The organism is Leifsonia sp. 10L418 (genome assembly GCF_056395445.1).
Map to the genome: position 1 here is coordinate 220,034 of NZ_JBFTJN010000003.1, position 21,646 is coordinate 241,679.

The window sequence follows — 21,646 nt, forward strand, 5'->3', positions numbered from 1 at the left end:
CCAAATCCAGCAGGCCTCCTCAGCCGCCCGTTCAGTAGCCCCGGGCGGGGTCGACGACGCCTACGAACCTTGAATCTTCAAGGAACGCACGCACATTGAGACGAATTCGCTCGGCGAGCAGCGGCGAAGTCATCTCGGGCGTGTCGGCCATATGCGGGGTAATCAGGCATCGTGGCTCGCTCCAGAGCGGATGCCCATTGGGCAGTGGCTCCGGATCGGTGACGTCGAGCGCCGCCCCGGCGATCACTCCCGTCGCCAGAGCCTGCACGAGCGCAGCGGTGTCGACGAGGCCGCCCCGGGCAATGTTCACGAGAACCGCCTCCGGTTTCATGGCAGCCAGCTCGGCCGCGCCGATCAGGTGGCGGGTGTCGCCGGTGAGCGCGGCCGCCACCACCACCACGTCGGCTTCCGGCAGTACCTGCAGCAGGTCACCGGTGGGCACCGTACGCTCGGCGCTGGGCACCGGGGCCTCGCTCCGTCGCACCACCGTGACGTGTGCTCCGAACGGGGCGAGCAGGCTGATCAGTTCGAGCGCGATGCCGCCCGCGCCGATGATGACGACGTTGCGGCCGTACAGTGAGCGACCTGCCGGCACCGAATCCCACGCCGTCGCCCGCGCGCGGGTGTGCAGCACGCGAAGCTGCGCGAGCGTCAGGGCGAGCGCGTGCTCGGCAACGGGCTGTGCGTAGGCACCCTTCGCACTTGTCCAGAGCAGTCCGGGGCGGTCGTGAGCCGCCAGAATGGCGCTGAACGCGTCTACACCGGCCCAGGGAAGCTGCACCCAGCCGAGCTGCGGATGTGCCGCGAGAATCTCCCCCAGCTCGTCGGAACGAGAGTAGGAGAGCCAGACGAGGCCTCGCGTCTCGTTTGAGAGCGGCGCCAGGGTGCCACCGGCATCCGTCACCGCGTCGGTGAACAGCTTTTCGGCATTCGGCAGCACCGCGATCGGGCCGGGAACCGGGCGCCGCGGGGCGGGAAGCGGGAGAACTTCGGTGGCCAGAATCGCGCGGTGGCGTGGAGCGCCCGACGAGGTCATCGCTGGCTATCCGACGAAGACGGGCCCGACGCTGATTTCGAGGTGCGAGCCTTCGGCGCGCGCGGCTTCGGCAGCGGCAACGCGTCGGCGGTGGCCTGCACCACCTCGCCCAGCCAGTCCCGGTCTTCCAGGGCGTCGCCCGGCACCCGGTGGTAGTTCTTCGCCCCCGGATACGGCGGCGCGAGCTCGGTGCGTTCGAGCAGCCCCTGATCGATGGCGCTGGGTTTCAGAAACAGGGAGTCATCGCAGATCAGCGCCACGATCTTCTCATCGCAGTACAGGCCGAATTCGCCGAACATGGCCCGGGTGCGAACGTTCAGCCCGCCGAGCTGATCTTCGATGAATGCAACGGTGTCAGGGCTTGTCGACATGGTTGTTGGCCTTCTCGTGATGATCGACTGATGTGATCGTCAACGCCTTCGCCATCTCGGCCACATACGGATGCCAGGGGTCGGTGAAGACATCGTCGATGGTTCCGAGTCCGACCAGAACACCCTGGTGCATGACAGCGATCCGGTTCGCCACCCGGCGCAGCACGGCCAGGTCGTGGCTGATCACCAGGGCGGAGAACTCGCGCTCACGTTGCAACTCACCGATCAGGTCGATCACCGCATTGCGCACCGTCGCATCGACCCCGGCGGTCGGCTCGTCGGCGATTAGCAGCTCCGGCCCGAACACGAGCGCACGGGCCAATGCAACCCGCTGGCGCTGACCGCTGCTGAGCTCGTAGGGAAATTTGTCGAGAACCGCCAGCGGAAGCCGCACCGCGTCAATCATCGTGGCCACTCGGTTCGCCAGCGCGACGTTGTTGAACCGGCGATCCCGGTCGAGCACCGGCTCCGCAACGATCTCAGAAACCGTCATCGTGGCCGGCAGCGTTTCGGCGGCATCCTGAGCCAGCATGCCCACCCCGAAGGTGACCTGGTTGAGCGCCCGACGACCGATTCGCCGCAGCTTGTGACCGAGTACGCTCGCCTCTCCCCCGGTGATCACCGGGCGCACATCGCCGTAGTCGCTCCTGAGCGCCGCACCGGAGAGGATGCGCGCCACGGTGCTCTTGCCCGATCCGCTCTCGCCGAGCAGACCGAGCACCTCCCCGGGGGCGAGACGCAGCGTGAGACCGTGCACCGCGACGAACGCCGCGCTGGCGCCGTGTGGCGGGTACTCAATCGTCAGATCGCTCGTCGAGATCGGAAAGGCTGAGACTTTGCCGCTGGTCATGTTCCTATCCTGCCGCACGCAGACGTCGAAGCCCTTCCCTCCGCAGTGCTTGCTCGGCTGGATCCGGCACCGGCAGGCTGGCGAGGAGCCGTTGCGTGTAGAGATCCTGCGGCGCGCCGAGCACCTCGGCGCCGGTTCCCTCCTCCACGAGTTTGCCGCGGTAGAGCACGGCAATCCGGTCGGCCAGAATATCGACGACGGCCAGGTCGTGGCTGATGAACAGTGCGGCGAACCCGAACTCGCGCTGCAGCTCGGCGAACAACTCGAGCACACGCGCCTGAACCGACACATCGAGTGCGGAGGTCGGCTCGTCGGCGATCAACAGCGCGGGTTCCAGGGCGAGTGCCCTGGCCAAGCTGGCGCGCTGCCGCTGCCCACCGCTCAACTCGTGCGGATACCGATCGCCGTAGGCACGCGGTAGCTGCACCGCCTCGAGCAGTTCGTCGACTCGCTTTCTCGCCGTTGCGGGATTCGCGAACCTCCCGTGAACGATGAGCGGCTCCGCCACACAGTCGGCGATGGTCAAGAGCGGGTTGAAGCTCGACGCCGGATCCTGAAAGACGAATCCGATGTTGTTCCGGATCTTCTTGAAGCGACGCTCCTTGACCCCGTTCATCTCGTGACCGAGCACCTGCAGCGACCCGCCGGTGACCCGTGTCAGGCCGGCGATCGCTCGCCCGGTCGTGGTCTTTCCGGATCCGCTCTCCCCCACCAGGCCCAGAACCTCGCCCGGTCTGATCGAAAAGCTGATCCCGTCGACGGCGGTGAATGCGGCCCGGCCGAACCGTCCCGGATAGTCGATGCGCAGATTGTCGGCGACGACGACCGGAGCCTGCGCCTCCCACTCCGGAGTCCGCGCTTCTGCGCGAGCCCGGGCATACGCGATGCCCTGCCCGACGTGCGGCACCGCGGCCAGCAGGCGCTTGGTGTAGTCGGCCTGCGGGTTGCTGAACAGAGTCTGGGCATCGGCTTCCTCGACCAATTTGCCCTGGTACATCACCGCGACCCGGTCGGCCAGATCGGCGACGACTCCCATGTTGTGGGTGATCAGCACGATCGCGGTACCGAACTCGTCACGGCAGCGACGCAACAGATCGAGGATCTCAGCCTGCACCGTCACATCCAGTGCCGTGGTCGGCTCGTCGGCGACGATCAGGCCGGGGTCGAGCACCAAGGCCATCGCAATGACGACTCGCTGTTTCTGGCCGCCCGAGAACTGGTGCGGGTAATAGTTGACGCGCACCTCCGGCTCGGGAATTCCGACCCGGCCCAGGATGTCGATCGCTTTGGCCCGCGCCTCGGCCTTGGAGAACTTGCCGTGCGCCATGATCCCTTCGGCGATCTGCCAGCCGACGGTGTAGACGGGGTTCAGAGCCGTGGAGGGCTCCTGGAACACCATCGAAACGTCGGTGCCGCGGAGCGAGCGCAACCGGCTCTTGCTGACCGAGAGCACGTCGTTCTGGTCGGAGCCGTCCTTGCTCCGCAGGATCACGACACCGTTGGTGGTCGCCGTTTCCGGGAGGAGGCCGAGAAGAGTTTTCGCGGTGACGGTTTTGCCGCTGCCGCTCTCGCCGACGATGGCGAGCACTTCCCCCGGCGCGACGGTGAGGCTGACCCCGTCGACGGCCTTCACCGCTCCGGCGTCGGTCGAGAAGGACACCCCCAGGTTGGTGATTGTCACGATGTCGTTCATGGTCGTCCCTCGAATCCGTCGTCTTCAGGCCGTCTGTAGTCGGGCATTCCGCTGGGTTCGATGCCGGAAATACCGGGCACCGAGTCGAGCGAGCCACCGGGAACCACCGAGGTTTCGGCCACCAGACCTGAGTCTTGGCCGACCCGGCGCCGGCCGCGCAGGCGCGGGTCGGCGAGGTCGTTGAGGCTCTCCCCGACGAGCGTGATGCCGAGCACGGCAAGCACAATGGCCAGGCCGGGGAACAGCGCGGTCCACCAGATGCCGCTCGTGACATCTGAGAGCGCCTTGTTCAGGTCGTAACCCCACTCCGCGGCCGACGACGGTTCAATACCGAAGCCGAGGAAGCCGAGTCCGGCGAGCGTGAGGATCGCCTCCGACGCGTTCAGGGTGAAGATCAGGGGCAGGGTGCGGGTGGCGTTGCGCAGAACGTGACGGAACATGATCCGGCTGTTGCTGGCGCCGAGAACTCGCGCCGATTCGACATAGGCCTCGGATTTGATCCGCACGGTCTCCGCACGGATCACCCGGAAGTACTGCGGAATGAACACCACGGTGATCGAGATCGCCGCGGCGAGCACACCACCGACGAGGTCGGACTTTCCGCCCGAGATCACGATCGACATGACGATGGCGAGTAGCAGCGAAGGGAAAGCGTAGACGGCATCGCAGACGACGACGAGCACGCGGTCGAGCCAGCCGCCGAAGTAGCCGGAAACGAGTCCCAGCGCCACCCCCGCGAACAGCGACAGTGTGACGGCGACGACGATCACGAAGATCGCGGTCTGCGCTCCCCAGATCACCCGGGACAGCACGTCATAGCCACCGACCGTCGTGCCCAGCAGATGGGCCCCTCCGGGCGGTTGCTGCGCTCCGAAGACTCCGCTCGCGTCGCGCAGTTGGTCGTAGCCGTATGGCGCGAGCAGTGGCGCGAAGATCGCGGTGAAGATGAACAAGCCGGTGATCGTGAGGCCGGCCAGGAGCATCCCGCGCTGCAGTCCGACGCTCTGCCGCACCTGATGCACGACGGGAAGGCGTTGCCACAGCGACGGGCGACGGATGTCGGCAGTCGGGGTGTCGATGAGTTCGGTCATGGCTAGTACCTCACCCTCGGGTCGATGATCGCGGCAATGATGTCGACAATGAAGTTCGAGAGCGCGACGATGACGGCGAGCAGGGCGACAATGCCCTGCACCGCGACGAAGTCCCGCGCTTTCAGGAATTCGGAGAGCATGAAGCCGAGGCCCTTCCACTCGAACGTCGTCTCGGTCAGCACAGCACCGCCGAGCAGCAGCGCGATCTGCAGTCCGATGACGGTGATGATCGGGATGAGCGCCGGCCGGTAGGCGTGCTTGCTCACAAGGCGGAACTCGCTGACCCCGCGGGATCGCGCGGCGTCGACGTAGTCCGTGCCGAGCGTGCCGATCACGTTGGCGCGCACAAGGCGCAAGAAGACGCCGGCGGTGAGAAGCCCGAGTGCGAGCGAGGGAAGCACGGCGTGTTGGAGGACATCCGCCAACACCGCGGGGTTTCCGGTTTGGATCGCATCGATCGTATAGAAGCCCGTCTTGTTCGGCAGCATCTGCATTTGAAGCTCGGCCCGCGTCGAGGCCCGGCCGGAGACCGGCAGCACGTCGAGCCAGACGGCGAAGACGAGTTTGAACAGCAGACCGGAGAAGAACACCGGTGTGGCGTAGCAGAGGATTGCGAAGACGCGCAGGGAGGCATCCTGGCCCCGGTCACGCCAGTACGCCGCGACCATTCCGAGCGGAATACCCACGATGAACGCGACGAGGAGCGAGTAGAACGCCAGCTCGGCCGTCGCCGTGCCGTAGGTGGTGAGCACCTCGACGACGGGGCGGTTGGTGCTGATCGTCGTGCCGAAGTTTCCGGTGAAAATCTGGCCGAGATACTCGACGTACTGGATCAGGATCGGTCGGTCGTAGCCGGCCGCGTGGATGCGCTCGGCGAGCTGGTCGGCGCTGAGCCGGCCGCCGAGTGCTGCGGTGATCGGGTCTCCGGTGGTGCGCATCAGCCAGAACACCATGGAGACCAGGATGAAGATAGTCGGGAAAATGAGCAGAAAACGAATCAGGATGTAGCGCCCGATCCCCCCGCCCGGTGAAGTTCGTTTGCGCCCGGCTGGAGCGTGTGATGATGCTGCCGGCGCCGTTGCCACAGTGGTCATGCTGTCCTTACGATTTCAAGGCGACGGGGACATCCAGCCGGTACGACTGGATGCCCCCGTCATTTCAAGCTAGGGCGAACCTAACGGTGGATCTGACTAGCCCTTCGAGAGTGCGGCGTAACGGAACTTGAACGACGGGTCGAGCGTGTCGGAGGTTCCCGTCACGTCGGCGCCGGTCACGGCCACCTGGGCGCCCTGGAGCAGCGGCAGGGTCGACAGGTCGCCCGCTACCTTGTCCTGGATCTGTTCGATCAGTGCGGTGCGCTCCGTCGCGTCGGGCGTGACGGCCTGCTGCAGGATCAGGTCGTTCACCTCCGGGTTGTCGTAGTGGTTCTTCAGGAAGTTCTCCTTGAGGAAGAACGGCGTGAGGTAGTTGTCGGCGTCTGAGTAGTCGGGGAACCAGCCGAGCTGGTAGGCCGGGTAGACGTCGCTGGAGCGGTCCTTTGAGTACTGCACCCACTCGGTCGTCTGCAGGTTCACCGTGAACAAACCGGTTGATTCCAGCTGGGACTTGATCAGCGCGTACTCGTCACCCGAGGAGGGGCCGTAGTGGTCGTTGCTGTACTGCAGGTTCAGCACGACCGGGGTGGTCACGCCTGCTGCCTCCAGTGCCGCCTTCGCCTTGTCGGCATCCGGCCCACCGTTGCCGTCGCCGTAAAGCGGCTTCAACGACTCTGTCGCACCGGTCAAACCGGCCGGAACGTAGGAGTAGAGCGGGGTGTAGGTGTCCTTGTAGACCTGCTTGGCGATCTCAGCACGGTCGACGAGGTCTGCGGCTGCAGCACGCACAGCCAAGGCCTTGGCCGGGTCGGCTTCTGCCGTGGTCGCGCCGTACGGCTGGGTGTTGAAGTTGAAGACGATGTAGCGCGTCTCTCCACCGGGGCCGTCGACAACCTTGACATTCTTGTCACTACGGAGGCTGTCGATGTCGGTGGCCGACAGGCTGCGCCAGGCGACATCGATGTCACCCTTCTGCACTTCGAGCTTCAGGTTCGACGCGTCGGTGTAGTACTTCACGTTGACGACGTCGTTCTTCGCCGGACCGAGCAGACCCTTGTAGTCGGGGTTTGCCTTGTACGCGATGAGGTTGTTGAAGTCGTAGCTCGTGATGTCGTACTGGCCGGCGAACGCGTGACCGTCGACGATCTCCTTGTCGGTGGTGATCGCGTCGGCCGAGAAGACGTCTTCGTCGACGATCGGGCCGGCCGGGCTCGACAGAATCTGCGGGAAGATCTGGTCGTCGGCCTGCTTGAGGTGGAAGACGACGGTCGTGTCGTCTTTCGCCTCAACGCTGTCGAGGTTGTAGAGCAGCGAGGCCGGACCGTTGGCGTCGTTGATCTTGAGCTGACGGTCGAAGGTGAACTTCACGTCCGACGAGGTGAGCGGGTTGCCGTTGACGAACTTGAGGTCGGGCTTCAGCGTGACGGTGTATTCCGTCGGTGCCGTGAACTCGGCCGTCGCCGCGATGTCGGGCTCGACATCCGGGCTGCCGTACGGCGTGTTCAGCAAGAAGGGGAACACCTGGTTCATCACGGCGAACGAGCCGTTGTCGTACGAACCTGCCGGGTCGAGCACGGTGACCAGGTCGGTCGTGCCGATGATGATCGTTCCGCCGCCGGCGGCGTCCGTGGAGCCTCCAGACGACCCGCCGGCTGAACAACCAGCGAGAACGAGAGCGGCCGCAGCTGCTGTTGCTGCGACCGCGAAAACGCGTTTACCGTTCGTGGGTGCGGATGTCATATCCGTAACCTCTTCCTGTCGTTTATCTCATGCGGTGTCGCCGAAAAAAGGGGTTACGGCGACATTGCTGTAGGGATAGAACTAGCACAGAAAACGGGCCAGTCGGAGAAAAGGTAGAAGTCTTTACGAAGCTGCAACGTTGGCCGACGGCCGAATTTAAGACTGTTCGCGCAGGTTGCGGCGCTCAGCCTCGACGCGCACGAGCTCGCGCTGAATGGCCACGTAGACCTCGCGATCGCTCGTATCGGTGCGTTGCAGACGCCCGAGCAGTTCGGCCTTCTGACGCAGCAGATCACGGTCGATCAGTGCCACAGCGATGTCTTTCACGTAGCGCGTCAGGTCTCGTTCTGTGCGCTCCGGCAGCGGTGCGAGCGCCAGCTCCGTCACGAGTTTGGTCAAGGAATCCGGCACCTCGGCGATCACCCGGTCAAGCCAGCCCGGTTCGGCGGCGGAGGCAACGGTGACGGCGATCGCATCTCGAACGATCGCGAGCGACGGGTGAACGAAATTCGTGTGCACGGCGCGCCCGATCGCGTCGACGCCGATCTGCGTCGGATGCTGCAGCATCGCCATCAGGGCGTCCCGCTCCAGTCGTGTGGCCGGGTCAGAGGGCAGCTCGACGAGAGAGAACTGCTTCTCCGGCTGCGGCTCGGCCGGCTGGTCGTCATAGCGCCGCGGCGTCTCGCGGACCTCGGCTTTCGGATGCGAAATCGCCGACGACACGGCGCGGCTGACCTCACTCATGTCGACGCCGAGCATGCGGGCGAGTTCACGCACGTAGCCGGGACGGAGCGAGGGGTCACGGATGCCGCCGACCACGGGCGCCGCGGCGCGCAACGCCGAGATGCGCCCCTCGACGGTGTCGAGGTTGTACTGGCTCAGCACCTGCCGGATCATGAACTCGAACATCGGCTTCTTGCTGTCGATCAAGCGGCGCACGGCGTCATCGCCGCGCTTGAGCCGCAAGTCGCAGGGATCGAGGCCCTCTGGCGCGACGGCAACGAAGGTCTGTGCGGCGAAACGCTGTTCCTCACCGAACGCGCGCACGGCGGCCTTCTGGCCGGCGGCATCCGGGTCAAAGGTGAACACGACCTCGCCGATGCCGCTATCGTCGCCGAGCACGCGGCGCAGCACCTTGATGTGGTCGACGCCGAATGAGGTGCCACAGGTGGCGACGGCGGTCGTGATGCCGGCCAGGTGGCAGGCCATCACGTCGGTGTAACCCTCGACGACCACGACTTGGTGGCTGCGGGAGATGTCACGCTTGGCCAAGTCGAGCCCGTAGAGCACCTGAGCCTTGTGATAGACCGGCGTTTCCGGGGTATTGAGGTATTTGGGGCCCTTGTCGTCGTCGAGCAGCTTGCGCGCGCCGAAGCCGATGGTCTGCCCGGTGATGTCGCGAATCGGCCAGACGAGGCGTCCTCTGAACCGGTCGTAGACGCCGCTTCCCCCCTCGCGGCTGGAGACGAGTCCGGCGAGGGTGATCTCCTCGGTGCTGAAGCCCTTGGACCGCAGGTGATTGGTCAGCTCGTCCCAGCTCTTCGGGGCGAAGCCGATGCCGAACCGTTCGGCCGCAGCGGCGTCGAAGCCGCGTTCGCCGAGAAACTGGCGGCCGACTTCGGCGCCGGGACTGCCGAGCTGTTCGACGAAGAAGTCGGCGGCAGCCTGGTTCGCGGCCAGCAGGCGTGCCCGGTTGGTGTGGTCTGGAGCGGCGCCCTGGCCGTCTTCGTAGTGCAGCTGCAGGCCGACGCGGGCCGCCAAGCGCTCCACGGCTTCGCTGAAACTGACGTGGTCCATCTTCTGCAGGAACGAGTAGACATCGCCCGATTCGCCGCAGCCGAAGCAGTGGTAGAAACCAATCTGGGGGCGCACATGAAAGCTGGGGCTGCGCTCGTCGTGGAAGGGGCAGAGACCCTTCATCGAACCGACGCCGGCCGATTTCAGGCTCACGTAGTCGCCGATCACGTCGGCAATGTTCGTACGTGCCTTGACCTCTTCGATGTCGCTTTGTTTGATGAGGCCGGCCATACTCCCGATTCTAGTTGAGCGCATGCTTCACGGCCGCGAGATCGAGGAGACGCTCGTTAGTCGCCGATCAAGCGTTGGTGCCAGGCGAGCGCCGATTGATCGGTCAGGCTGGCAACCTGGTCGACGACAACGCGCTTGCGTGCCGCGTCATCGTCTGCAGCCCGCCAATCCTCTGTGAACCCCGGGTCGAGCGCCGAGCCACCCGACGCGTAGAGCGTGTCGGCCAGGTTGGTCAGAACCTGACGCTGCCGCTGGTAAATCGGCTTGCGCGTCGTCGTCGACATCACGAACGTGGCGACGATGCCCTTGAGCACGGCGATCTCGGCTTGAATCTCACGCGGCACGACGACGGCGCCGTTGAAGCGGATGAGGCTCGCCACCGGGTAGGCATCCCGCGTGGCGTGAACCGCGGCACCGGAGAATCGGCCGATCAGCTGGCTGGTCAGATTCTTCAACTTGCCTTGGTCCTGTCGGCTTCCTGACCATCCCACCAACCAGTCGTCGAGCGAGTCGAGGCGGTCGAATGCGGCAATCAGCTCGTCGTGCGGAATCTCGCCGCCGATCCACTCGTACATCGACGAGACCAGCTCGTCGTGGTTGACCCGGTCGCCGAGCGCCGCGACATCCACGTAGCCGTTGAAGATCGCATCCTCGAAGTCGTGCACTGAATAGGCCACGTCATCGGAGAGGTCCATCACCTGCGCTTCGATGCAGAGCTGCCGGGCCGGCGCGCCCTCGCGCAGCCAGGTGAACGCATCGACATCGTCGGGATAGAAGCCGAACTTGGCCCGACCACTCGGGTCGTCGACCGAGGAGTCGGTCGGCCACGGGTACTTGCAGCTCGCGTCGAGACTGGCCCGGGTGAGGTTGAGTCCGTAGCTGCGGCCGTCGGCGCCGAAGACCTTCGGCTCGAGCCGCGTAAGCAGGCGCAGGGTCTGCGCGTTGCCCTCGAAGCCGCCGATGTCGGCTGCCCAGGTGTTGAGCGCCTTCTCACCGTTGTGTCCGAAGGGCGGGTGACCGATGTCGTGGGCCAGGCAGGCCGAGTCGACGATGTCGGGGTCGAGGGCGAGGCGGGAGGCGAGCTCCCGGCCGATCTGGGCAACCTCGAGCGAGTGGGTGAGCCGGTTGCGTGCAAAGTCGAGACCGGCCGACGGGCTGAGCACCTGGGTCTTGGCGGCCAGGCGCCGCAGTGCACTCGAGTGAAGCAGTCTGGCCCGGTCACGTGCGAAATCGCTGCGCTTCGAACCATGCTTCTCGGGCAGCCAGCGTGCCTCGTCGTGTGCGCTGTAGCCCGTTGGGTTAGCCACCGCTTGTGTCCCCTTCGCCTTCGGTCAGATTCTCTCGCTGCACGCCGTCAAGCTCGCGCGAGTTGAGCCAATTCTCCGGCAGGGCCGGCTTTTTCGGCGTTCCGGCGCGGCCGCGGGGGCCCTCTGCGCCGACGCCCGGGTAGGCCTGGTCGGCGTCGAGCTGGCCGAGCAGGTCGTCGAGCTGGGCCAGCGACTGCACAGTCGCCATGCTGGCGCGCAGGTCGCCGCCGACCGGATAGCCCTTGAAGTACCAGGCGACGTGCTTGCGGATGTCGCGGCAGCCGCGCTCCTCGCTCTCGAAGAACTCGGTGAGCAGCTCGGCGTGCCGGCGGAACGTCGCGGCGACCTGGCCGAGGTTCGGCTGGATCAGGCCCTCGCCGGGGTGGGCCTCCGGGTTGAACGCGGCGGCGAGGTCACCGAACAGCCACGGGCGCCCGAGGCAGCCACGACCGACGACGACGCCGTCGCATCCGGTTTCGCTCATCATGCGGAGGGCATCGTCGGCCGACCAAATGTCGCCGTTGCCGAGCACGGGCACCGAGCTGATCGAGCTCTTCAACTTTTCAATGGCTCCCCAGTCGGCCTGGCCGGAGTAGAACTCGGCGGCGGTGCGGCCGTGCAGGGCGATGGCGGCAACGCCCGCGCCCTCTGCGGCTTTGCCGGCTTCGAGGTAGGTGAGGTGGTCGGAGTCGATGCCCTTGCGCATCTTGACCGTCAGCGGCAGAGGGCCGGCCGCCTTGACCGCGGCTTCGACGATCTGACGGAACAGGGTGCTCTTCCAGGGCAGGGCAGAGCCGCCGCCCTTGCGAGTGACCTTGGGCACCGGGCAGCCGAAGTTCAGGTCGATGTGGTCGGCGCGGTCCTCGGCGACCAGCAGCGTGACGGCATCCGCCACCGTCTTCGGGTCGACGCCGTAGAGCTGGATCGACCGCGTCTTCTCACTCTCGTGGTGCGTGATCAGGCGCATCGACTCGGGAGTGCGTTCGACGAGAGCGCGCGAGGTGATCATCTCGCTCACGTACAGTCCGGCGCCGAACTCGCGGCAGAGGCGGCGGTACGCGGTGTTTGTGATGCCCGCCATCGGCGCCAGCACGACGGGTACGTCGAGCTCGAGCGGACCGATTCGAAGGGGGGCCGCTTGGCTTATCGTGGGTGTGGTAGTGATCATCACCTCCAATTCTCCCAGAAAGCGCGGGCCGCTCATGCAGAACCCATCCTCCGGTGCAGAATCCGGTGCAGATTCAGATGCTCGGGTGGTCGGCCGCGAGCGGGTGCTGCAGGATGCCGCGGCCCGAAACCTCGAGGTGCGGATCATCGAACGGCCCGCCGCACGCAGTCTGCACGAGGCTGCTTCGCTGCTCGGGATCGAGCCGTCGGGCATCGTGAAGACGCTCGTGGTGAAGCGCTCGAGCGGTGACTTCCTGTTCGCGCTGGTGCCGGGCGGCCGCAAGATCTCCTGGCCGAAACTGCGCGCGCTCGTCGGGGTGAACAAGCTGCAGCTGCCCGACGCCGCGCTCGCCCTCGAGGCAACCGGCTATGAGCGCGGCACCATCACGCCGCTCGGCAGCACGCAGGCGTGGCCGGTGTACGCGGATGTGACGTTGCAGGGTCAGGAGGTGGCGATGGGCGCCGGCGAGCACGGCTACAGTGCGTTCGTCGACGCGGATGCGCTGATCCGGGCGTTCGACGCGACGGTCGCCGACCTGACGGATCCGGAGTAGCGCCGAGCGCGGCATCCGCTCTCGCCGAAAAGAAAAACTCGCGGTGTGCCGAAGCAGACCGCGAGTCATTCAGTTGGTCAGTGAGACCGGTTCGTCAGTTAGACGCCGCAGGCGCCTCCGCCACAGCATCCGCCTGCGTCGGCCTGGCCGACGAGTTCGATCGTGGGGCGGCCTTCAGCTTCGACGACGACGTCTTCGGTGATGGTGGTGGTTTCGCTCATGCGGACTACTCCTTGGTCGATTCGTTGGGAGTCGCTACAGCCGACTCTGCCTTCTCTGATCGTACTTGTTCCAGCACCTGTGCGAAGGTCGCCGCGTCCTGCGCGCCGGAGACGCCGTACTTGCCGTCGATGACGAAGAACGGGACTCCCTGGATGCCGTATTCCTGGGCCAGGGCGACATCCGACTTCACATCGGCGAGAAACTCGTTCTCGGTGAGCGCGCGCACGACGTCGGCGCGGTCGAAGCCGATCTCTGCCGCCATGTCGGCGAGGTCTTCGATGCGTCCGACGTGGCCGCCCTCGACGAAGTAGGCCTTGAGCAGGCGTTCCTTCATCTCGAGCTGACGCCCCTTCGACTTGGCGTAGTGGATCAGCTCGTGCGCCTTGACCGTGTTGGTCTGGTGCACCGAGTCGTAGTCGTACTCGAGGCCGACGCTCTGGGCGATGTCGGTGACGTTCTGGAGCATCTGCTCGACCTGCGGAAGCGGCAGGCCCTTGCGCTGGCTGAGGTAATCGGCCGGGCTGCCGTCGAAGTCGACAGGCGTATCGGGAGCCAGTTCGAAGCTGTGGTACTCAACCTCGACGTCACCGCCGAACTGGGCGGCGCCCGCTTCGAATTTGCGCTTGCCGATATAGCACCACGGGCACTGAATGTCTGACCAGATGTCTACTTTGATAGTTTCACTCACTCTGGGCCCAACACCTTCAACCGTCGAACTTATTCCCGCCTCGTATGAGCCCGTCGGTCGAGCTTGTCGAGACCTCGCAAGACAACCCTCAAACGCAACCCGATTTTCGAGATCGGCTCACCGGATCTCGACAGGCTCGATCACCGGCCGGTGTCGGGCAGGCATGCCGGTATGCGCGACGGGTCAGGCCGTCGGCGCGTCGATCGCGCCACCGTAGCGGCGGTTGCGGGCGGCATAGAGCTCGATCGCCCGCCACAGGTCGACCCGGGTGAAGTCGGGCCACAGCGTGTCGAGAAACACCATCTCGGCATACGCACTCTGCCAGAGCATGAAGTTGCTGGTGCGCTGCTCCCCCGAGCTGCGCACGAAGAGATCCACGTCCGGCAGATCGCCGGCATAGAGGTGCCGCTGAATGGCTTTCTCGGTGATTCCGGACGGCTTGAGCTTGCCGGCCGCCACGTCTTCGGCCAGCTGACGCACGGCATCCGTGATCTCGGTACGGCCACCGTAGTTGACGCACATGGTGAGCGTGAGCACGTTGTTGTGCGCGGTCAGCTTTTCGGCGTACTGGAGTTCGTTGATGACGGATGCCCACAGGCGCGGCTTGCGCCCGGCCCACCGCACGCGCACCCCCCACTCGTTCAGCTGATCGCGGCGCCGGTGGAGCACGTCGCGGTTGAAGCCCATCAGGAAGCGCACCTCGTCGGGCGACCGCTTCCAGTTCTCGGTCGAGAACGCGTAGACGCTGAGGTGTTTGACCCCGATCTGGATGGCGCCGGCGACGACGTCGAGCAGCGCCGCCTCCCCCGCCTTGTGCCCTTCGATGCGGGTCAGGCCGCGACCGTTGGCCCAGCGACCGTTGCCGTCCATCACCACGGCGACGTGGTCGGGCACGGCCTTGGCCGGAATCGTCGGCGGGTAGATGCCGGTCCAGTCGAGGGGCTTGAACGCAACCGCATCTTTGTGAGTGAACGGAGCAGGTGTGGACTTAGCAGAGAAGGGGTTACGGCTCATCGACTGACGTGCTCCAAGGATCGGAGGCCGCGTTCGAGGTGCCACTGCGTGTACGCGGCGACCACCCCGTTGGCCTGGGCTTTGGTCTGTTCGGCTGACTGCTTGACGTAGTCCCAGTCGCCGGTGAGCAGGGCACCGAGCAGGGTGATGGTTTCGGCGGTGAGGCGCGGTGAGCCAGGAGGCGCACAGGTGTCGCAGACGACACCGCCGAGTTGAACGACAACGGCCGAGTGCGGGCCGCGCGCGCCGCAACGGGAACAATCTTGAAAACTGGGCGCCCATCCGGCCATCGACAGCGCGCGCAAGAGATAAGAGTCAAGAGTCAGGCTCGCGCCGTGCTCGTGCCGCGACAGCGAGCGGAGCGCCCCGACCAACAAGAGGTACTGCTGCAGCGACCCCTCGGATTCGGTGAGCTTGTCGGCCGTCTCGACCATGGCACTGGCCGCGGTGTAGCTCGAGTAGTCCGCGGTGATCAACGCGCCGTACGAGCTGATCGACTCGGCCTGGGTGATGACGTCGAGGCTGCGGCCCTCGTAGAGCTGCAGGTCGGCGACCATGAACGGTTCGAGCCGGGCACCGAATTTCGACCCGGTTCGACGCACCCCTTTCGCGACCGCGCGCACCTTGCCGTGCTGCCGGGTGAGCAGCGTGACGATGCGGTCGGCCTCACCCAATTTTTGGGTTCGCAGCACGACGGCTTCATCACGATAAACAGGCACAACCCAATTCTCCCACTTCCCCCTGCGATCACGCGCGAAGCGACGGGTTCGGGGCGTCTTTCGTGATACCAATAGTGAGTGGCAGCGACCCTCTTCACCATCCCCCTCGCGATCGACCTGACGGCGGTCGCCATCGGCGCCATCCAGGGCGCCATGTTCGCCGGCCGGTTCACCGACCGCCGCTTCGATCTGCTGGGGATCGCGCTGATCGGAATCGTCGTCGGGCTCGGCGGCGGTCTTCTGCGTGACATCCTGCTCGGCGGCGTTCCCGCGGCCCTGCAGAGCAACTGGTATCTGCCCATCGCGACCGGATTCGCTCTGCTCGGGATGCTGCTGCAACGGTTGTTCCATCGCCTCAATCCGCTGATCGTCGGGCTCGACGCCGTGACCATCGGCCTGTTCGGAGCGATCGGTACGACCAAGGCGCTGTCGCAGGGTCTCCCCGAAATTCCGTCGCTGTTCGTCGGAGTCGTCTCGGCGGTCGGCGGGTCGATCATCCGGGACATGATGCTCAACGTTCCCATCGCCATCATGCACGTCGGTTCGCTCTACGCCGTGGCGGCCGGGGTCGGCTGCGGGCTGCTCATCATCCTGGTCATGCTCCAGGTTCCAATCACGATTGCCGCGATTATCTGCGTCGTCGTGACGACCGCCATCCGCATTCTCGCGGCCCGCTATGGCTGGAGTCTGCCGCAGCAGCGCGCGATCGGCAGCTGGCCGCGCTGGCGCCGTCGCTGATCCCTCCGCTGAAGATCAGTCGAAACACCCTAGCGTTTCGCTCCGGCCGGGAGCAGACTGGAACCATCTTGTCCCCGTGCAGGGAGGTTTCAGATGTCGCCACACGCCGTCACAACGCCCGACTTCATGCCGGTGCTGTCGCGCGGAAAACACAGGACTCCCCGGGGCGGTGGATGCTTCATGGAGTTCGCGTCCTACCTCGCCGGTGAATCGTGGAGTGATCATCCGGCTTGCACGCATCCGCAGTTGGCCTCGCTGGCACGTATGACCAACGACTGCACCTCTGACGCCGCGCGGTCGAAGTTGGCGGTGCTGATTCCCTCGGTGATCGGCCTGAACGGCGACGACCCACGCGTCGCGCTGGTCGTGGCGTTGCGGGCTGCGACGAGCGCGCTCCCGGTGGCGAACATGGAACGGCAGCGGGCATTGGCCGTTGGCATTCTGACCTGCGAGCACGCGCTGCTCCAGATGGAAGGCCGGCCGCTTCCCGGTGTGCCGGAACAGATTCGGGCGGCATTCGACCTCGCCCCGGACACCGAGCCGTGGGCCCATCGGTTCATCGCCGACGCCGGAACATTTGCGCGCACCAAGTTCACCTCGCGCACCGCCGACTCGATCGTGCGCACCGCGGTGCAAGGCATCGCGGAGGCCTGCGACTCCGACACGGATGGCCGCCTCAACCGGCTGCTCTCCGCGGCGATTGATGACTGCGCCGCAATCCTCGCGACTCCGGTTCTGCAGCCCGCGAACGTGCACACGCGCGTCTGAACTGCGCGCCGAGATTCCCCCGAACGACCGAGAGTCGCCGCAGTAGCGGCGACTCTCGGCATGAACGGCGACTCTCGCGAGTCGCGCGGAACTTCTAGACCGTTGCGAGTGCGCGATCGCCCGACTCGACACGCACACCGCGGTTGACCGCGGAGACGACTGCCTTGAGCGATGCAGTCGAAATGTCGGCGTCGATTCCGACGCCCCAGTAGCGCTTGCCGTTCACGTCGAGTTCGACGTAGGCGGCCGCCAGGGCGTCACCGCCGGCCGACATCGCGTGCTCGACGTAGTCGTAGAGGGTGATCTCGATGCCGCGCTCGGCCATCACGCCGAGGAAGGCGGCGACGGGCCCGTTGCCGGAGCCGGTGGCCGTGGAAACCTCGTCACCGTCGCGCAGGTCGACGGTCAGGTCGACCGAACCGGCGAGGTCGCTGGCGGTGCGGGTCGACATGAGCTCGAACCGGCCCCACTTCGCGTCGGGGTCTGAGTGCTTCGTCGGCAGATACTCGTCGTTGAAGATGTCCCAGATCTGGTCGCTCGAGACCTCGCCACCCTCGGCATCCGTCTTCGCCTGCACGACACCGGAGAACTCGATCTGCAGCTTGCGCGGCAGGTCGAGGGCGTGGTCGGTCTTCAGCAGGTAGGCGACGCCACCCTTGCCGGACTGCGAGTTGACCCGGATGACGGCTTCGTAGCTGCGCCCCAGGTCTTTCGGGTCGATCGGCAGGTAGGGAACAGCCCAGACCAAGTCGTCGACCCCGACACCCTGCTCTTCGGCCTCCGCGGCCATGGCCTCGAAGCCCTTCTTGATGGCGTCTTGGTGCGAGCCGCTGAAGGCGGTGAACACCAGGTCGCCGGCCCACGGGCTGCGCTCGGGAACGGGCAGCTGGTTGCAGTGCTCGGCAGTGCGCTTGACCTCGTCGATGTTGCTGAAGTCGATCTGCGGGTCGATGCCCTGCGTGAACAGGTTGATGCCGAGGGCGACCAGGTCGACGTTGCCGGTGCGCTCACCGTTGCCGAACAGGCAGCCTTCGATGCGGTCGGCGCCGGCCAGGTAGCCGAGTTCGGCGGCGGCGACGGCCGTGCCGCGGTCGTTGTGCGGGTGCAGCGAGATGATGATGTTCTCGCGCTGGGCCAGGTTGCGGCCCATCCACTCGATCGAGTCGGCGTAGATGTTCGGCGTCGACATTTCAACCGTCGACGGCAGGTTCAGGATGACCTTGCGCTCGGGCGTCGGCTCGAAAATCTCGACGACCTGGTTGCAGATGTCGACCGCGAATTCGAGCTCGGTGCCGGTGTAGCTCTCGGGCGAGTACTCGTAGTAAATGTCGGTGCCGGGAGCGAGGGATTCCATCTCGCGGCACAGGCGCGCACCGGTCAGGGCGATATCGATGATGCCCTGTTTGTCTTGGCGGAAGACGACGTCGCGCTGCAGAACGCTCGTCGAGTTGTAGAGGTGGACGATGGCCTGCTTGGCGCCGACGATCGACTCGTAGGTGCGACGGATGAGGTGCTCGCGCGCCTGGGTCAGCACCTGGATGGTGACGTCGTCGGGGATCGCGCCCTCTTCGATCAGGCTGCGCACGAAGTCGAAGTCGGTCTGGCTGGCCGACGGGAAGCCGACCTCGATCTCCTTGTAGCCCATGCGCACCAGCAGATCGAACATGATCCGCTTGCGCTCGGGGCTCATCGGGTCGATCAGAGCCTGGTTGCCGTCACGCAGGTCGACCGCGCACCAGCGCGGCGCCACAGTGATCTGCTTGTCGGGCCAGGTGCGGTCCGGCAGGTTCACGCGGAACTGCTCGTGGTACGGACGGTACTTGTGCACCGGCATGGCCGAAGCTGATTGGTTGTTTTTCATGATCCGTGATCTCCTCGCAAAAGTTGGGATGCCAACGACAAACTCCGCGACGAGGGAGGCCTCAGATTAGGACTCGTCGCGGCAGCTAAGGAGGAGCGCACCAAACAACACGGATCTAGGGTAGCACCGTTTGCACGCGGTCTGAACACCGAGGTTCACAGAACGGGCTCACGAGGTGGGTGCTGATGCGGGTGCGGATGCCGCCCCTGACGAAGATTCGCCAAGCCCACGCGCAAAGAGCAGCGCTTCCCGCACCGACAGCGACGGCAGGTAGGCCCTGGCCAATGCGAGGCCGATCGACGGCAGGGCGACGGCATCCGGGTAGGCCATGATCAGCGGCTGGAGCTCGGGCTGGAACTTGCGTTTGAAGGCGAACAACGAACGAAATCCGTAGACCGGTTCCAGCACCCGACCCAGAAAATCGAGCATGCGCGCGGGCAGGTCGGCGGACTCCCCCGCCGCGCCCGCACCGGGGCTCGTCGCCAGCGGGGCGGCAGACAGACTCAGAAATTCGATCTCGGGTTGCTCGCTCATCATGCGCGCGGTCTGGGCGATCAGAAACTCCATCACACCGTTCATACTCTCGGGCCGACGGCGCATGAAGTCGAGCGTCCAGCCGATGACGACGCCGTCGCGGTAACTCGGCATCCAGCTCGTCACGGCCTGCACCCGGCCCTCGGCGTCGACGGCGAGCATGAGCCGTACGGCCGGATCATGCAGTTCGTCGAGACCACCGAGGGTGAAGCCGAGCTCTGGCAGTTCCTTTTCCTGCACCCATTGCTCGCTGATCTCAGCGATCTGCAGGCTGAGCAAGACGGGCAGCGCGCGATAACTCGTCCACTCGGCCCGCACCCCGGCACGGTCGGCCCGGTTGATCGACGAGCGGATGTCCTGCCATTTCTTGCCGGTCGTGTCCCAGGTGCGAGGGCGCAGAACTGTTTCCTCGCCCACCCCCATGGTCGCCCAGCCCATCGCGTCGAAGGTTGCCTGCCAGTGGTCGTGCAGGCTGTAGAAGACGGGGATCCAGCCGTGGTCGTCGCAGAATGTGGCGAACTCGGCGACGGCCGCCGGGCCATCCGCGGCCGGTCCGATCGGCTCGCTCGTCGTGATCGCCACCCCGTTGACCACCCGGTAGGCGATCGCCGTGGTGCCCGACCGCGTGAACCAGTTCGAATTGCCTTCCCAGGTCGCCATGAAGGCGAGCGAACCGCCGCCTCCGGCGAGAAGCAAAGCACGGAGCCGCTCGGCGCCGTGCTGGTCGACCCGGCCCGGTGCGCTTCGCAGGCAGAGAATGACACCGACGATGACGACGATCCAGAAGAGCGGGCCGATCCAGTGATACAGCGCGGACGATGCCCAGTCGCCGGGAAGAAAGCTCACGCGCTCAATGCGCAGGAAGCCGACCGGGATGAACCGCTCCGGCACGTCGGCGAGCAGGTCGAGAAAGGTGACCGATGGGCGAAAACTGGTGCGCAGCAGCCAGCCGACGCCGAGGTACAGTGCCGCGAGACCGAGGCCGCTCGCCACCGTCGCGATGATGAACGTGCGGGGTCCGCCCGGCCTGCTGCGCACCGGGAACCGTCGCAGATTCACCAGCAGCACCAGCGCGACCGTGGCTGGTGCGAGCACCGATACCACGAGCACGACCGCGATCTCCCAGTAGTGCGAGGCGTGCGGCCGCCACACGAACGGGGCACCCGAGCTGGGAAGCAGCCCGTAGTACCACGCGCCGAGCGCGGCCAGGGCAACGTTGACGACGATGGCGACCCATGCGGCGAAGCGACGACCGCGAGCCAGCCCGAACGCCGCGACGAGCAGAACGAGCAACGGCAGCAGGCTGACCAGAATCGGCCCGCCGCCACCCAACCGTTCCAGGGTCAACTCGTGCACGCACTGCCGGGTGATGTTGCCGAGCAAGCAGCGATCGATGGCGCCTCCGGCCGACGGAACGTCGGGGCTGAACAGCAAACCGAGCGGCGCCAGGATGCCGTACCGCCCACCGGAAAAACTCGTCACCAGCGGCCCGACTGCGACAACACCGACAACCGCGGCGAGCAGGGTGCGTGTTTCGTGGTGGGAGCTGCGGCGCCAGGTGAAGTCGGCGGGCTCAGGCCGGAACGCCAGTCCCATCCCGAGTCCCGCCAACGCGGCGAACACCCGGTACAGGTCGGACGGCTGACCGGAATAGAGCAGCAAGACCAGGATGCCCGCCAGCGTCAGAACCCGGATACGTCGGCGCCAGAGCGGCCCGGCGAAACAGCTCGCGGCCATGATGCAGCCGGCAATCGGGGCGAACGGATCCAGCGCCCACAACTCGCTGACATGTTGCGACCACAATTCGCCGCTAGCGACACCGAACCCCTGCATCAGAATGCCGAAAAGCGCGCCCAGCACCGCAGTGACGGTGAACACGATGATGGTGCGCCCCGTTCCCAGCAGGCGTTCCGCGTAGCCGAGCACAATCACCGCGGCCAGAATCGAGACCACCAGGGCGATCAGACCGTTGGCGAAGAACACATAACTGATCAGCGACCACCAGTGGCCCAGGTCGACGACCGACTCGTAGCCGGTGCCGAAGAGCAGCCGCAGGTCGTGGTGCGGACCCCGCAGCAGCCCGGTGAACATCGCCAACACGAGCAGGAGCAGTGCGTAACCGATCGCGAACGGCTGCTTCTCGGCCAGACGCCACACCGCCCTCATCGCCA

Annotated in this window: 19 protein-coding genes; 3 read left to right on the forward strand and 16 right to left on the reverse strand. The window is 65.7% G+C overall.

From position 1 onward, the window contains the following. Positions 1-31 precede the first annotated feature (31 nt). From AC1DCF_RS08970 to dusB, 10 genes are all read right to left on the reverse strand, one after another. Entirely contained in the window at positions 32-1,036 is a 1,005-nt protein-coding gene (locus tag AC1DCF_RS08970) for a D-isomer specific 2-hydroxyacid dehydrogenase family protein (protein WP_477210706.1), read from the reverse strand. Next, a complete protein-coding gene (locus tag AC1DCF_RS08975) occupies positions 1,033-1,407 on the reverse strand; it encodes a TfoX/Sxy family protein (protein ID WP_477210707.1) in 375 nt (124 codons plus the stop codon). Before AC1DCF_RS08975 ends, AC1DCF_RS08970 begins: the two co-directional genes overlap by 4 nt. Next, entirely contained in the window at positions 1,391-2,257 is an 867-nt protein-coding gene (locus AC1DCF_RS08980) for an ATP-binding cassette domain-containing protein (protein WP_441791658.1), read from the reverse strand. The genes AC1DCF_RS08975 and AC1DCF_RS08980 overlap by 17 nt, the downstream gene beginning before the upstream one ends. 4 nt (positions 2,258-2,261) lie before the next feature. Next, positions 2,262-3,950 carry a dipeptide ABC transporter ATP-binding protein gene (locus AC1DCF_RS08985; RefSeq protein WP_477210708.1) on the reverse strand — a complete coding sequence of 563 codons (1,689 nt, stop codon included), beginning with the start codon at positions 3,948-3,950 and terminating at the stop codon, positions 2,262-2,264. Beyond that, the gene (locus tag AC1DCF_RS08990) at positions 3,947-5,041 is read right to left on the reverse strand and encodes an ABC transporter permease (protein WP_477210709.1); all 1,095 of its coding nucleotides are present in this window, start codon (positions 5,039-5,041) and stop codon (positions 3,947-3,949) included. The genes AC1DCF_RS08985 and AC1DCF_RS08990 overlap by 4 nt, the downstream gene beginning before the upstream one ends. Positions 5,042-5,043: 2 nt before the next feature. Beyond that, positions 5,044-6,135, reverse strand: a complete 1,092-nt coding sequence (locus AC1DCF_RS08995; protein ID WP_477210710.1) for an ABC transporter permease — start codon at positions 6,133-6,135, stop codon at positions 5,044-5,046. Between the two features lie 96 nt (positions 6,136-6,231). Continuing rightward, positions 6,232-7,875, reverse strand: coding sequence for an ABC transporter substrate-binding protein (locus tag AC1DCF_RS09000; protein WP_477210711.1), 1,644 nt, complete (start codon positions 7,873-7,875; stop codon positions 6,232-6,234). Between the two features lie 156 nt (positions 7,876-8,031). Beyond that, a complete protein-coding gene (gene dnaG, locus AC1DCF_RS09005) occupies positions 8,032-9,903 on the reverse strand; it encodes a DNA primase (RefSeq protein ID WP_477210712.1) in 1,872 nt (623 codons plus the stop codon). A 56-nt stretch (positions 9,904-9,959) separates the two neighbouring features. After that, positions 9,960-11,210 (reverse strand): deoxyguanosinetriphosphate triphosphohydrolase, encoded by a 1,251-nt coding sequence (locus AC1DCF_RS09010; protein ID WP_477210713.1) that lies wholly within the window; start codon positions 11,208-11,210, stop codon positions 9,960-9,962. Continuing rightward, a complete protein-coding gene (gene dusB / locus AC1DCF_RS09015; protein WP_477210714.1) occupies positions 11,203-12,378 on the reverse strand; it encodes a tRNA dihydrouridine synthase DusB in 1,176 nt (391 codons plus the stop codon). Before dusB ends, AC1DCF_RS09010 begins: the two co-directional genes overlap by 8 nt. Before the next feature lie 34 nt (positions 12,379-12,412). On the opposite strand from dusB, the gene AC1DCF_RS09020 reads away from it, so the two are divergent. Continuing rightward, entirely contained in the window at positions 12,413-12,931 is a 519-nt protein-coding gene (locus AC1DCF_RS09020; RefSeq protein WP_441791666.1) for an aminoacyl-tRNA deacylase, read from the forward strand. Between the two features lie 98 nt (positions 12,932-13,029). Here AC1DCF_RS09020 and AC1DCF_RS09025 read toward each other — a convergent pair whose 3' ends face one another. From AC1DCF_RS09025 to recO, 4 genes are all read right to left on the reverse strand, one after another. Further along, positions 13,030-13,152, reverse strand: a complete 123-nt coding sequence (locus AC1DCF_RS09025; protein ID WP_477210715.1) for a hypothetical protein — start codon at positions 13,150-13,152, stop codon at positions 13,030-13,032. Positions 13,153-13,157: 5 nt separating this feature from the next. Continuing rightward, on the reverse strand, positions 13,158-13,841 hold the full coding sequence (locus tag AC1DCF_RS09030; RefSeq protein WP_477210716.1) for a DsbA family oxidoreductase: 684 nt from the start codon (positions 13,839-13,841) through the stop codon (positions 13,158-13,160). 183 nt (positions 13,842-14,024) lie between these two features. Beyond that, complete coding sequence (locus tag AC1DCF_RS09035) at positions 14,025-14,855, reverse strand: isoprenyl transferase (protein WP_477210717.1); 831 nt, start codon at positions 14,853-14,855, stop codon at positions 14,025-14,027. Beyond that, positions 14,852-15,574 (reverse strand): DNA repair protein RecO, encoded by a 723-nt coding sequence (gene recO / locus AC1DCF_RS09040; protein WP_477210718.1) that lies wholly within the window; start codon positions 15,572-15,574, stop codon positions 14,852-14,854. Before recO ends, AC1DCF_RS09035 begins: the two co-directional genes overlap by 4 nt. A 78-nt stretch (positions 15,575-15,652) precedes the next feature. Between recO and AC1DCF_RS09045 the strand changes: the two genes are divergently transcribed. Continuing rightward, positions 15,653-16,312, forward strand: coding sequence for a trimeric intracellular cation channel family protein (locus tag AC1DCF_RS09045; RefSeq protein ID WP_441791671.1), 660 nt, complete (start codon positions 15,653-15,655; stop codon positions 16,310-16,312). Positions 16,313-16,492: 180 nt separating this feature from the next. Next, complete coding sequence (locus AC1DCF_RS09050) at positions 16,493-17,080, forward strand: hypothetical protein (protein ID WP_477210719.1); 588 nt, start codon at positions 16,493-16,495, stop codon at positions 17,078-17,080. Positions 17,081-17,174: 94 nt separating this feature from the next. Here the strand turns inward: AC1DCF_RS09050 and leuA are convergent, their stop codons facing one another. Together leuA and AC1DCF_RS09060 are read right to left on the reverse strand one after the other, a co-directional pair. Then, positions 17,175-18,941 carry a 2-isopropylmalate synthase gene (gene leuA / locus AC1DCF_RS09055; protein WP_477210720.1) on the reverse strand — a complete coding sequence of 589 codons (1,767 nt, stop codon included), beginning with the start codon at positions 18,939-18,941 and terminating at the stop codon, positions 17,175-17,177. 168 nt (positions 18,942-19,109) lie between these two features. After that, complete coding sequence (locus AC1DCF_RS09060) at positions 19,110-21,641, reverse strand: phosphatidylglycerol lysyltransferase domain-containing protein (RefSeq protein ID WP_477210721.1); 2,532 nt, start codon at positions 21,639-21,641, stop codon at positions 19,110-19,112. Between the last annotated feature and the right edge of the window lie 5 nt (positions 21,642-21,646).

Coding starts and splice junctions, on each gene's coding strand:
- AC1DCF_RS08970 (WP_477210706.1), bottom strand. CDS start 1,036: ATGACCTCGTCGGGCGCTCCACGCCACCGCGCGATTCTGGCCACCGAA.
- AC1DCF_RS08975 (WP_477210707.1), bottom strand. CDS start 1,407: ATGTCGACAAGCCCTGACACCGTTGCATTCATCGAAGATCAGCTCGGC.
- AC1DCF_RS08980 (WP_441791658.1), bottom strand. CDS start 2,257: ATGACCAGCGGCAAAGTCTCAGCCTTTCCGATCTCGACGAGCGATCTG.
- AC1DCF_RS08985 (WP_477210708.1), bottom strand. CDS start 3,950: ATGAACGACATCGTGACAATCACCAACCTGGGGGTGTCCTTCTCGACC.
- AC1DCF_RS08990 (WP_477210709.1), bottom strand. CDS start 5,041: ATGACCGAACTCATCGACACCCCGACTGCCGACATCCGTCGCCCGTCG.
- AC1DCF_RS08995 (WP_477210710.1), bottom strand. CDS start 6,135: ATGACCACTGTGGCAACGGCGCCGGCAGCATCATCACACGCTCCAGCC.
- AC1DCF_RS09000 (WP_477210711.1), bottom strand. CDS start 7,875: ATGACATCCGCACCCACGAACGGTAAACGCGTTTTCGCGGTCGCAGCA.
- dnaG (WP_477210712.1), bottom strand. CDS start 9,903: ATGGCCGGCCTCATCAAACAAAGCGACATCGAAGAGGTCAAGGCACGT.
- dusB (WP_477210714.1), bottom strand. CDS start 12,378: ATGATCACTACCACACCCACGATAAGCCAAGCGGCCCCCCTTCGAATC.
- AC1DCF_RS09020 (WP_441791666.1), top strand. CDS start 12,413: ATGCAGAACCCATCCTCCGGTGCAGAATCCGGTGCAGATTCAGATGCT.
- AC1DCF_RS09025 (WP_477210715.1), bottom strand. CDS start 13,152: ATGAGCGAAACCACCACCATCACCGAAGACGTCGTCGTCGAAGCTGAA.
- AC1DCF_RS09035 (WP_477210717.1), bottom strand. CDS start 14,855: ATGAGCCGTAACCCCTTCTCTGCTAAGTCCACACCTGCTCCGTTCACT.
- AC1DCF_RS09050 (WP_477210719.1), top strand. CDS start 16,493: ATGGAGTTCGCGTCCTACCTCGCCGGTGAATCGTGGAGTGATCATCCG.
- leuA (WP_477210720.1), bottom strand. CDS start 18,941: ATGAAAAACAACCAATCAGCTTCGGCCATGCCGGTGCACAAGTACCGT.
- AC1DCF_RS09060 (WP_477210721.1), bottom strand. CDS start 21,641: ATGAGGGCGGTGTGGCGTCTGGCCGAGAAGCAGCCGTTCGCGATCGGT.